The sequence below is a fragment of the Hymenobacter jejuensis genome, from assembly GCF_006337165.1.
Taxonomy (GTDB): Bacteria; Bacteroidota; Bacteroidia; order Cytophagales; family Hymenobacteraceae; genus Hymenobacter; species Hymenobacter jejuensis.
On record NZ_CP040896.1, the window covers coordinates 130,834 to 142,291 of the forward strand.

Sequence of the window (11,458 nt, forward strand, 5' to 3'; positions counted from 1 at the left end):
CCCTCTTAAAGGGGCGGGAAGGCATTATATTGTAAATACCTTACAATCAAGTATTTACTTTTTATCGTCGCTGTAGTTCTGGATGGTATAGAGGAAACCGAGTGTCAGGCCCTGGCTATATTGCAACCCCCGATCCTGGTCGTAATCGTAGAGCATGATACCGGTTAGCGCCACGTTGATGTAGCGATTCACTTTGGCAGTAAGGCCGGCATCCAAGCGGTGATCGATGCGGCGCAGAGCGAAATTGTCGCCATAGTTGGCGAAAAGTAGATAACGGGCTTTCAGATTTACGTTCTTGGCGATGTCCTTGTCGAACTCGGCCAACACTTGCGCTGCCAAGACTTCAAACCGGGTAGAATGACCGGGGCGTACACCGTAGGGCCGATCGCCTAGAGCTTCCATAAACCGCTGATTACGACCAACTATCGTGAGGCGCGGTGCAAACGGTGACAGCCGCACCTTGAAGTAATCGGTTGGATGGTACTCGAAGCCGTAAGCGGCCGTAACATAAGCCGGCGCAAACGTGGACGACAGGATCTGCGCCCGCTCGTTGCCGTTGGCGTCCTTGCTGTACTTGTAGCCAGCCGCAAACTGCGTCAGTAGGTTCAGGGATACAAACGTATCCCAATGCGGACTAAGGCTGCGGCCGTATTTGGTATCTAGAAAAATGCGGTCGAGGTTCTTGCGGTAGCCTTGCCCCTTGTTCGATACGAAAGCGTAGAGCAGGTCGGCTTCGTTGTCCCAACTGGCGGCGTCAAGCTTGTAATTGGCCTTCGCATTCAAGAGCGTATTGAGGCCGAATGAATTGACTCCCCCGCCCCGCCAATTCGACGACAGTGTGGCTTCGGTGAAATTAAGACCGGCCTTAAAGCTTCTCTTCCAAAGCGGCTCGGGGGGCAGATCGGTGGCCGAGTCAACAACGACTACCTGGGCGGATGCTGGCTGCTCCAATGCCAAGCCTGCCGCCACAAGCAGCCCAATAAAAACACGTTTCATAACCCTCAGATTTCGTGACACATAAATTAAAATTTATCCTAATATACTAATGTAACTATATAAACACCGGTCGAACTTTCTCGTCTTTACCGGTGTCGGAGGGAATGCGCAAGACCACTCTGCTGACCGCCGCCGGGCTTATGCTCGCCGGCCCGGCCCGCACCCTGGCCCAAACTGTTGACAAGGAAATCGGTAACGCCGACACGCCTTTCGCCCACAACATCCGCCCCGACCGCCCCGGTCAAACGGTGACCACCAACATGCTTCGCCCCGGCCAGGTGCAGCTCGAAACCGGCATCCTCCGCTTCAAGCCCGCCGACCCCAACTTGGGCACTCGCCGCTCCCTTTCCACGGCGCTGCTGCGGGTGGGCTTCTTCAATCACATCGAATTGCGGGCCTCGCAGGGCTACCTCCACGCGCTGCCAACTGCCACCGGCCGCCCCGAAAATGGGGTTCCGGTGCCGGGTTTTCCGGCAGGCTTTATGCCGCTCACAGTAGGAGCTAAGTTTTTGGCATCGACCAACCAAGATGCTCGCTCCCAAGTGGTTGTGTTGGCCGAAATGACCCTTCCCAACGGCGATGCTTCCTTCACCAACAAAGCCTACGAGCCGTCAGCAAGCCTATTGATCTCGCAGCAATTGGGCGAACGTTTTGGCTTGGAAGCCAACCTTGGTTTTCGGCAACGCGGCTTCAAAGCAGCCGATACCAAAGTGGGCCAATACTTGGGCACGCTGGCGCTCAACGGGCCGCTGGGCCGCAGCTTTGGCTTCTTCGCCGAAACCTACGCCACTTGGCGGCAAACGGAAAAATTGGCACCGGGTCTTACTTCGGGCCTGTACTGGCGACCACTCCCTGGCCTGCGCCTCGACGCCACGGCTGGGCAAGGCTTTGGCGGACCCACCAACGGCTTTTCGGTTGGGGCCGGCCTGAGCATGCGCGTGGGCGGCAATAAAATAACTAATTGATAATCAATTAGTTATTTTATTGCCGCCCACGGCTTTATTAGTTAGTGTACTACGGCCGCTGCCCTACGCTCTCGGGCGCAATGCGCTGGGGCGTTTGCTGGCCGGCCACAATGCCGGTTGCGCTGCGCGCAATGGCGGTGATCACGGCCGTCATGTTGGCCAAATCGAGACTTTCCACTTCGTCGTCGACGGAATGGTAGAGCTTGTCGGTCGGGATTTGGTCGGTGCTGATGGTGTGGGCCGGTACGCCGAGGCGAGCCAGCGTGGCGTTGTCGGAGCGATAAAACAGGTTTTGCTCGGGGTACGGATCGGGCTCGAAGCGGAAGGGCGTGCCTTGCAGGTTTTGCTGGAGTAGCTTGCCAAAATCCGAGCGCTCGTAGCCAGTGATGAAGGCCGTATTCGGACCGAACTTGGCCACTTTGCCGATCATTTCGATGTTGAACATCGCCGCCACTTTGGCCGGATCGACTTGCTTGGAGAAATACTGCGAGCCGAAGCCGCCGATTTCTTCGGCCGCGAAGGCCACAAACACCAACGTACGGGCGTTTTTCTTTTTCTTCTTGAAATACTCGGCCAACGCCACTACGGCTGTCGTGCCGCTGGCGTCGTCGTCGGCGCCATTGGCGATGGAGTCGCCGGCCACGGGCCGGATGGTGCCCAAGTGGTCGTAATGCCCCGAAAACACCACCATTTCAGCGGCTTGCGCCTTGTCTTTGGAGCGACCGGGCAGCACGCCCACCACGTTGCGCAGCTCCACGGGCCGCACGGTGGCCGTGGCCTTCACCTGAAACGTGACCTTGCCATCGGCCGGCGCCGGAGCCAGCACTACCACGCACGAATTGGGACCAGGCTGCTCAGGTCGTACGGAGCCCTGCCGCAAGTAAGCTGCTAGCTGCTGGAAGCGGGCCCGGTGCGCCGGATCGACCAAGACCAGCGTGTTCTCGCGCAACGCCAGCAACGGCCGCACCGTCTGCATGGGGTTAGCTTCCTGTGCGCCCACAATCACCACGCGCGCCGGCGTGGCATCGGCTTCCGACCAATTGACCTGCGCCTGCCCCGACGCAATGGCGGCATTTTCGGCGGGCACCGCAGCACCGTTGAGCGTTACCGCCAGCGTTTGGGGCTTGGTTTCGTACACCGAAAAAGTTTGCTCGAAGCCAGCAAGGCCCGTAATAGGCTGCAAGCCAATGCGTTTGAACTCCGCAGACAAAAATTGGGCAGCCTTCAGGCCGCCGGGCTGGGTGGAAGCTCTACCCTGCATGTCGTCGGCAGTCAGCGCCCGGACTACGCGCTCCACGGTAGCGGCTGAGACACCAGCCGGCAGCTTTGCAGGTTTAGGCGCGAGGTTTTGGGCTACAGAAGTGAAACCAAAACAGGTTAAGAGTATTATGAAAAGGGATTTCTGCATGATCAAAGGTAAAAACTTTGGGTAGCGTTGAGCTTCACTCGTTATTCACATGGCGAAGCAATTATATCACTTGATTTTTCAACCGTTTAATGCTGTGAACATGATCTCATCTTTGCTTCGTTACAGCTGGCTTTTCGGCGTATGCTGCCTGCTGCTGGCGGCTTGCCAAAGCGCTCAGCCAGCCGCTTCCAACCCCGGTTCCAGCTCATCATCGGCAAAGCCCGACTCGCCCCTGCTCAATACCCGGTGGGTAGTTCGGCAGCTCAATGGCGCGCCCGTAACGGTGCCCGAAGGAGGCCGGGAGCTGTACCTACTCCTGCGCCTAGGCGAGAATCACGTTGCGGAGGGTAATGCCGGTTGCAATCGCTTTTCGGGGCGCTTTGTAGCTTCTGAGCTGAACGGACTGAGCATAAGCAATTTGCTTTCAACCAAAATGGCTTGCCCTCAGCTTGACACCGAAAATCTTATGATGCACAGCTTAGAACAAGTAACTCATTATGAGCTACATAGTGATAACTTAGCCCTGTATGGCTCCGACAGCGCCCAACCCCTTCTGATGCTTCAGGCGGTTGTATTGCGCTAAACTACGCTATTGTCCTTCGGCGGCGCGCAGCAGCGAAGCAGCATCTTCAGCCGTTTTGAGCGGCCGCTTGCTGCCTTCAGCTTTTAGCGCCGGGGCCAGGCTGGGCGCGGCGGCCTGCAAGGCTTTCAGGTTGAGTTTGACAGGCGCAACCGCGCCTTCGGGTGAGCGCAGGTAATAAATCGATTTGTCGGTTAGCTCATCGAAGCGCTGGTCGGTGCTGTAGGCGCCTTTGTAGTCGGCTTTCTCCATTTCTTTGGCGTAACGACGCAGCAGGGAATACTTGCCTTCGTAGAGCACTTCCACAAATTCGGCCTTTTGGGTAGCGACGGGGGCTTCGGCAAAGCGGCGGAACTGCCGTACGCGGGGCTGCCCGGTAGCCACGTCGGGTGCCGAAGGATCGGTCAGGGCGAAGCCCGTCACTTTGTTGGCATCCAGCAGCAGCGAATCGGGCCGGGATGGGTCGCGGATCAGAAGGCGCTGCTTGTACACATCGTACTTCAGCAAAACTGACGCCACCGGAATATTGGAAGTCAGGGCCAGCTTGGCCGGCAGCCACCGCGGAATTGCGTAGGGAGTACCTTTGATGCCTTCGTAACGGTTGTCGAAAACCATAGCGGTATTGCTGGACCCAGCTAAGGCCCGCAGGTTTTCATTGGCATTAAGGCCGAGTTTGGCGGGGTCGAGCCCCCCTTGCTGCGCCAAAGCGCCGGTGGCCGTCAGAAGCGATAACGCGGATAAGGAAGCTGCAAACAACTGTGCGCGAACAGACATAAATAGTACGTTGGTAAGAAAAACTATACAACGTACGAATATAGGCTTTCCTGTTCGGCACAAGTACAATTCGTTGTACTTTCTCCGGATAGTGTCCCTTGCCGGGTTAGACCGCAGGGCTATTTTGCCTTATCAAGAGTTCGGAGGAAAGTGATCAATTCTTGCTCCGTACCGATCTGCCGATGTCCGGTTTCGCCCTGTAATGGAGCGGCCAGTTCAGGCGCTGCTGCCGCTAACGACTTCGTATTCAGCTTGATGCCTACCACACTACCGGTGGGCCGCCGCAGAAAGTACTGAATCTGGTCGATCATCTCATCCGTGCGCCGGTCTTGGCTGTAGGCACCCATGTAATTAGCCTTGACCAGCTGCTTGCCGTAGCGTTTTAGCAATGCATAGCGGCCTTCGTAAAGGGATTCCACAAATTCGTTGGCTTGCATCGACACGGGCGCTTCTGCAAACCGCCGAAATTGGTGGACCCAAGGCCCTTGCGTGGCCGGTTCGAAGGCCCCCGAATCGATGAGGGTAAAACGGGCAATGCGGCGCGAATCGATAAGCAACGAATCGCGTTTATCCGGCGACTTGATGTAAAACTGCTGTTGGTAAGCGTCGAATTTCAGTGCGCCCACGTGCAGCTTGGCGTTGGAAGTCATCACCAGATCGGCAGGCAGCCAGCGCGAAAACGCAAAAGGCGTCCCCCTGATGCCTTCGTAGCGGTTGTCGTAAGCAATCACGTTGGCCCCGCGGGTAAGATCCTTCAGATTTTCGTTGGCTTGCACTCCCATTTTGGCAGGATCGTACACCTGTGCTGCTGCCCGCGATGCCACAAGTAGCAGCACGGCTGCACTCAGCAGAAAGCCGAAGAACTTCGAAGTAGAAAGGTGCTTCATATTCGCCCGAAGAAAAACGCTTTTTGAATATAAGTTTTTCTTAGGTCAGCACACTGCACAAAAGATATTTTATCCATAAACATCTGATTATTAGATATTTATGGATAAAATATCAAAGATTACTAGCTCTTCTTACACAATTACCCCAGCGTCAGTACCAAGTCGTCGGCGTTTACCAGCGTGCCTTCACCTAGGTGCAGACTTTGCACGGTCGTATCGTCGGGAGCAGTGATGGTGGTTTCCATTTTCATCGCCTCGATAATGAACAGCGGCGTATTGCGCTTCACCTGCTGCCCGTTTTGCACCAGCACTTTCGAGAGCATGCCTTGCAGCGGCGCCCCTATCTGCTTGGGGTTGCCCTTGTCGATTTTGGCGTTGCGTATGGTCTTGACTTCTACGGCTTTATCGCGCACTTCCAGGTTACGCGTCTGGCCGTTGAAGGAGAAGAAAATGGTGCGGCAGCCGTCGTCGTTGGGCTCCCCTACCGAGCGCAGCTTCACAATCACCGACTTGCCGCGCGCAATGTCGATGATGGTTTCCTCGCCGGGTTTCAGGCCGTAGAAAAACACCAGCGTCGGCACCAACGACACATCGCCATACTGCTGATAATGAGACCAGTACTGCTCGAATACCTTTGGGTAGAGCAGGTACGAAAGCAGATCGGTGAACTTGGCGCCAGACCCGAACTTCTCCTCAAACTTTTTCCACTCCTCGTCGAAATCGATGGGCGCTAGGTGTTCGTTGGGCCGGTCGGTGAAGGGCTTCTCGTCTTTGAGAATGAGTTTCTGCAACTCAGCCGGCCACCCTCCTTCCGGCTGCCCGATGTCGCCGCGAAACAGCGACTGCACCGACTCCGGGAAGTTCAGCGCCTGCCCGCGCTCCAACACGTCTTGCGTCGTGAGGTTGTTCGTGACCATGTACAAGGCCATGTCGCCCACCACTTTCGACGAAGGCGTCACTTTCACGATGTCGCCAAACAGCGCATTGACGTCGGCAAAGGTCTTTTTGACCAACTCGAACTTATCGCCTAAGCCCAGCGCCGCCGCCTGCGGACGCAGGTTGGAGTACTGCCCGCCCGGAATCTCGTGCTGGAACACCTCCGACGTACCGGCCTTCAGGCCCGATTCAAACGGGTAGTAATACTCCCGCACTGTTTCCCAGTAGTTGGAGAACTCGTTGAGCGACTGCTGGTTAAACTCCCGGTGCCGGGGCTGACCGCGCAGCATTTCCACCACGCTGTTGAAGTTGGGCTGCGAGGTGAGGCCCGAGAGCGAGCCGATGGCCACGTCGATCACATCCACGTTGGCTTCCACGCCCTTCAGGTACGTGGCCGCCTGCAACGACGAGGTGTCGTGGGTATGCAGGTGAATGGGCAGGCTTACCGTATCGCGCAGAGCACCAATGAGTTCGGTGGCCGCATACGGCTTGAGCAAACCGGCCATATCCTTGATGCACAGGATGTGCGCCCCCGCTTCTTCGATCTGCTTGGCTAACCGCGTATAGTACTGGAGGTTGTATTTCTGGTTGCGCTTGGGGTCGAGGATATCGCCGGTGTAGCAAATGCTGGCCTCGGCCAAGCCTTGCGTTTTGTTGCGCACAAACCCAATACACGACTCCATGCCGGGCATCCAGTTGAGCGAGTCAAAAATGCGGAATACATCGACGCCGGTTTCCCAGGCCTGCTGCACAAACCGCTCGATCAGGTTGTCGGGATACGCTTTGTAGCCCACGCCGTTGGCGCCCCGGATGAGCATTTGCAGCAAAATATTGGGCACCGCCTTCCGGATTTGGGCCAGCCGCTCCCACGGGTCTTCGTGCAGAAAGCGCAGGGCCACGTCGAAGGTAGCGCCGCCCCAGACTTCCATGGAAAAGGTCTGCGGATGCATTTTGGCGAAGCGCTCCGCCACTTTCATCATGTCGAAGGTGCGCATGCGCGTGGCCAGCAGGCTTTGGTGCGCGTCGCGGAACGTGGTGTCGGTGTAATGAATTTGGGGGTCGGCGCGGAGCCATTTGGCAAATGCATCGGGTCCAAGCTCCGTCAGCTTATCCTTGGTGCCGGGCGTAAAGGGCGCGGAGCGGTCGTATTCGGGCAGGTGAGGTTTGCGCAAATCGTGGCGCTCGTCCATCAGGTTTTTGACATCAGGATTGCCATTTACAATGATGTCGCCGATGAATTGCAAAAACCGCGTGCCCCGGTCCTGCCGGGCCTTGAACTTGAACAGTTCCGGGTGATCCTTGATGAAATCAACATTGGCGCTGCCGCTGACAAAGTCGGGGTGCGAGATGATGTTCTGCAGAAACTGGATGTTGGTGTGCACCCCGCGAATGCGAAATTCATCGAGCGTGCGCGACATGCGCGAGGCGGCGTTGGGCAGCGTGCGCGCCTGCGCCGACACCTTCACCAGCAACGAATCGAAGAAGGGCAAAATCTTAGCGCCCTGAAACACAGAGCCTTGGTCGAGGCGAATGCCAAACCCGCCCGCCGAGCGGTACGCTACGATGGTGCCGTAGTCGGGCTTGAAGTCTTCCTCGGGGTTCTCGGTAGTGATGCGGCACTGAATGGCCACCCCAATTTTGGGTGGCTTCGTATCGGGGCCCAGCCCGATTTTGGGGTCCGCCAACTCACAGCCATCGGCGATGTAAATCTGGGTCTTGATCAAGTCAATCCCCGTAATCATCTCTGTAACAGTGTGTTCTACCTGAATGCGCGGATTGACTTCGATGAAGTAAATGCGGTCGTGCTCGGGGTTGACCAAGAACTCGACCGTGCCTACGTTGTTGTAGTTCACGGCCTTGCCCAGCCGCAGCGCGTAGTCGTAGAGCTTCTCGCGCAGGTGATCGGGCAGCGAAATGGCCGGAGCGATTTCCACCACTTTCTGGAAGCGTCGCTGCACCGAGCAATCGCGCTCGTATAGGTGCACAATGTTACCGTAGCTGTCGGCGACCAGCTGCACCTCGATGTGCTTGGGCTTCTCGACAAACTTCTCCAGAAACACGGTGTTGTCGCCGAACGCCTTTAAGGCTTCGTTGCGGGCTTCAAAGAAGCCTTTTTCCAGTTCCTCGTCGTCGCGGATGATGCGCATGCCGCGCCCGCCGCCGCCCGCCGCTGCCTTCAGCATCACGGGGTAGCCAATGCGACTGGCTTCATCGCGGGCCGTTTCGAAGTCGTTGAGTTCTTTTTCGCTGCTCTCGATGATGGGCACCTCGCATTGCACGGCCACTTCTTTGGCCCGCACCTTGTCGCCGAGCGCCTCCATTACTTCCGGCCGCGGACCGATGAAAATGATGCCTTCCTCTTGGCAGCGCCGGGCCAGCGTAGCATTTTCCGAGAGAAACCCATAGCCAGGATGAATGGCGTCGACCCCGTTCTCCTTAGCAACCAGCAAGATCCCCTCAATATCCAGGTACGGTTTGAGCGGTTCGTCGTCGCGACCCACTTGGTAGGCTTCATCGGCTTTGTAGCGGTGCAGCGAGTAACGGTCTTCGTAGGTATAGATGGCGACCGTTTGGATACCCAATTCCGTGGCCGCCCGCAACACGCGGATTGCAATTTCGCCGCGGTTGGCAACCATCAATTTGCGGATTTTCATGCTCGGTAGAGAGTTGTGGCAGAAAGGGAAGGTTGAAGACGAAAGCAGGAGCGAAAGAGTGAAGCAATAAAATTCAGCGAATTTTTGCTAGAAGCTATTTTTCGCAGACCTCTTATTCTACATAATCGCGGTTTAAGATACGTCTTTCAAACTTTCATCCTACAGGTCAGTTTGTTAAGCCGAACCTCAACCTTGGCTCCAATATGGATTTTTCCGAAAAAAACATTCTCCTTGTTGGAGCATCTTCCGGCATTGGGCTGGCCACCGCGCAGCTTCTGCACACGCTGGGCGCCCATTTGTTTACGGCTTCCCGCCACCTTTCTCCCGAATTAGCTGAGTTACAAACCACTCATTATGAGGTAGATGCAACCCAAATAATTGCCCCTACCACCTTCGATACGTTGCCGGAAGTATTGCACGGCGTGGTGTATTGCCCCGGCAGCATCAAGCTTCGGCCGTTTGAACGAATCCCACTGGACGATTTTCGCGGCGATTTCGAATTAAATGTGCTTGGGGCCGTGCAGGTATTGCAGCTGACAATGAAACGGTTAAAGAAAGCCAACGGGGCTTCGGTCGTACTTTTCAGCACCGTAGCCGCCGATACGGGCATGGCGTTTCACACGAGCATTGCTACCGCCAAAGCCGCCGTGGAAGGCCTTACCCGCGCGCTGGCGGCCGAGTATGCGGCCAGCAATATTAGGGTGAACGCCATTGCGCCTTCGCTGACCGATACGCCGTTGGCGGCCTCACTGCTTAACACGCCCGAAAAAGCCGAAGCCAGCGCCAAACGTCACCCGTTGCAGCGCATCGGCCAGCCGAAAGACCTCGCTTACATGGCCTCGTTCCTCCTCTCCGAACACGGCAGCTTCATTACCGGACAAATATTGCCCGTTGACGGCGGCATGTCACGCCTTAAGTAACCAATTAATATACTGATAGTTATGAAAATAGCGTTATTCTGGCACCGCCGTGACTTGCGCTTTCACGACAATGCTGGCCTTGCGGCGGCCTTGCAGAGCGGCTTGCCGGTTGTGCCGCTGTTTATCTACGATTCGGATATCCTGGAGGCGCTGCCCAGCCCCCGCGACGCCCGCGTGACGTTCATCTATGACGAAGTGGAAAAACTGGCGCAGCAAGCCGGTGGCATAATGTTGGCGCTTTACGGAAAGCCCGCTGAGGTAATTACCAGACTAATAGCCGAATACGAAGTAGCCGCCGTTTATACCAACGAAGATTACGAGCCGTACGCCACCGAGCGCGACACGGCGATTGCTGAGTTGCTCGCGCAGCGCGGCATTCTGTTTTCGCAGCATAAGGACCAAGTCATTTTTGCTAAGAACGAGGTGCTGACCAAATCCGGAACGCCGCACAAAAATTTCAGCACCTACCGCAATGCTTGGTTAGAACGTCTGCGTGACGAACATTTACATCCGTATCCGTCCGCCGAGCTTTTTGCGACGCATCTAGCCCAACTCCCCGCTGCCCCGCCCGGCCCGACGCTGGCCGAAATGGGCTTTGAGCGCTACGAGCAATTCGTGCCCGTAAGCGAGCTACCGGCCGAAGAAATTGTGCGCAACTACCACGCTACCCGCAACTTTCTGGGCCGCGTCGATAGCACCACGAGGCGTAGTGTGCAGCTGCGGTTTGGTACGCTGAGCGTGCGGCAGCTCATGGCCCAAGCGCGTAAGCTAAATCCCAAGTTGTTGGCGGAGCTCATCTGGCGCGATTTCTTTATGATGCTGCTCTGGCACTTTCCATTTACCGCCACCGAGAGCTACGACCCGAAGCTGCGCCGCGTGCCCTACCGCAACAACGAAGAGGAATTTCGGCGGTGGTGCGAGGGCCGCACCGGCTACCCGCTCGTGGACGCCGGTATGCGCGAACTCAACCAAACCGGCTACCTCCACAACCGCGCCCGCATTGCTACGGCCGGCTTTCTGGTGAAGCATTTACTCATCGACTGGCGCTGGGGCGAGCGATATTTTGCCGACAAGCTGCTGGATTACGATCAGGCCATCAACGTGGGCAACTGGCAGTGGATGGCGGGCACGGGCGCGGTGGCAGCGCCTTGGTTTCGGGTGTATAGCCCTCAGAGTCAGCAAGAACAATACGATCCGGAGCTTGCTTCGGCGTGGCAATGGATACCGGAGTTTGGCACCTGCGAATACCCCAAGCCCATGGTCGACCACAAGTTTGCCCGCGAACGCGCCATTACCACGTTGCGCGCCGCCCGCAAGCAGACAGAATAAGCTGTTGCC

9 protein-coding genes are annotated in these 11,458 nt (G+C 56.7%); 4 read left to right on the forward strand and 5 right to left on the reverse strand.

Annotated features, from left to right (window positions below; genetic code table 11):
• Positions 1-54 precede the first annotated feature (54 nt).
• Entirely contained in the window at positions 55-996 is a 942-nt protein-coding gene (locus tag FHG12_RS00470; protein WP_139513545.1) for a DUF3078 domain-containing protein, read from the reverse strand.
• 104 nt (positions 997-1,100) lie between these two features.
• On the opposite strand from FHG12_RS00470, the gene FHG12_RS00475 reads away from it, so the two are divergent.
• Entirely contained in the window at positions 1,101-1,961 is an 861-nt protein-coding gene (locus tag FHG12_RS00475; protein WP_139513546.1) for a transporter, read from the forward strand.
• A 49-nt stretch (positions 1,962-2,010) separates the two neighbouring features.
• Here the strand turns inward: FHG12_RS00475 and FHG12_RS00480 are convergent, their stop codons facing one another.
• Positions 2,011-3,369, reverse strand: a complete 1,359-nt coding sequence (locus tag FHG12_RS00480; RefSeq protein ID WP_139513547.1) for a M20/M25/M40 family metallo-hydrolase — start codon at positions 3,367-3,369, stop codon at positions 2,011-2,013.
• 100 nt (positions 3,370-3,469) lie between these two features.
• Here FHG12_RS00480 and FHG12_RS00485 point away from each other — a divergent pair, with 100 nt between their 5' ends.
• Positions 3,470-3,952, forward strand: coding sequence for an META domain-containing protein (locus tag FHG12_RS00485; RefSeq protein WP_165699257.1), 483 nt, complete (start codon positions 3,470-3,472; stop codon positions 3,950-3,952).
• 6 nt (positions 3,953-3,958) lie between these two features.
• Here FHG12_RS00485 and FHG12_RS00490 read toward each other — a convergent pair whose 3' ends face one another.
• The 3 genes from FHG12_RS00490 to FHG12_RS00500 all read right to left on the reverse strand — a co-directional run bounded on the left by FHG12_RS00490 (position 3,959) and on the right by FHG12_RS00500 (position 9,200).
• Complete coding sequence (locus FHG12_RS00490; RefSeq protein ID WP_139513549.1) at positions 3,959-4,723, reverse strand: hypothetical protein; 765 nt, start codon at positions 4,721-4,723, stop codon at positions 3,959-3,961.
• 119 nt (positions 4,724-4,842) lie between these two features.
• A complete protein-coding gene (locus FHG12_RS00495) occupies positions 4,843-5,610 on the reverse strand; it encodes a hypothetical protein (protein WP_139513550.1) in 768 nt (255 codons plus the stop codon).
• A 140-nt stretch (positions 5,611-5,750) separates the two neighbouring features.
• Positions 5,751-9,200 carry a pyruvate carboxylase gene (locus FHG12_RS00500; protein WP_139513551.1) on the reverse strand — a complete coding sequence of 1,150 codons (3,450 nt, stop codon included), beginning with the start codon at positions 9,198-9,200 and terminating at the stop codon, positions 5,751-5,753.
• A gap of 203 nt (positions 9,201-9,403) precedes the next feature.
• Here FHG12_RS00500 and FHG12_RS00505 point away from each other — a divergent pair, with 203 nt between their 5' ends.
• On the forward strand, positions 9,404-10,120 hold the full coding sequence (locus FHG12_RS00505) for an SDR family NAD(P)-dependent oxidoreductase (protein ID WP_139513552.1): 717 nt from the start codon (positions 9,404-9,406) through the stop codon (positions 10,118-10,120).
• 21 nt (positions 10,121-10,141) lie between these two features.
• Entirely contained in the window at positions 10,142-11,449 is a 1,308-nt protein-coding gene (locus FHG12_RS00510) for a cryptochrome/photolyase family protein (protein WP_139513553.1), read from the forward strand.
• The last annotated feature ends 9 nt before the right edge of the window (positions 11,450-11,458 follow it).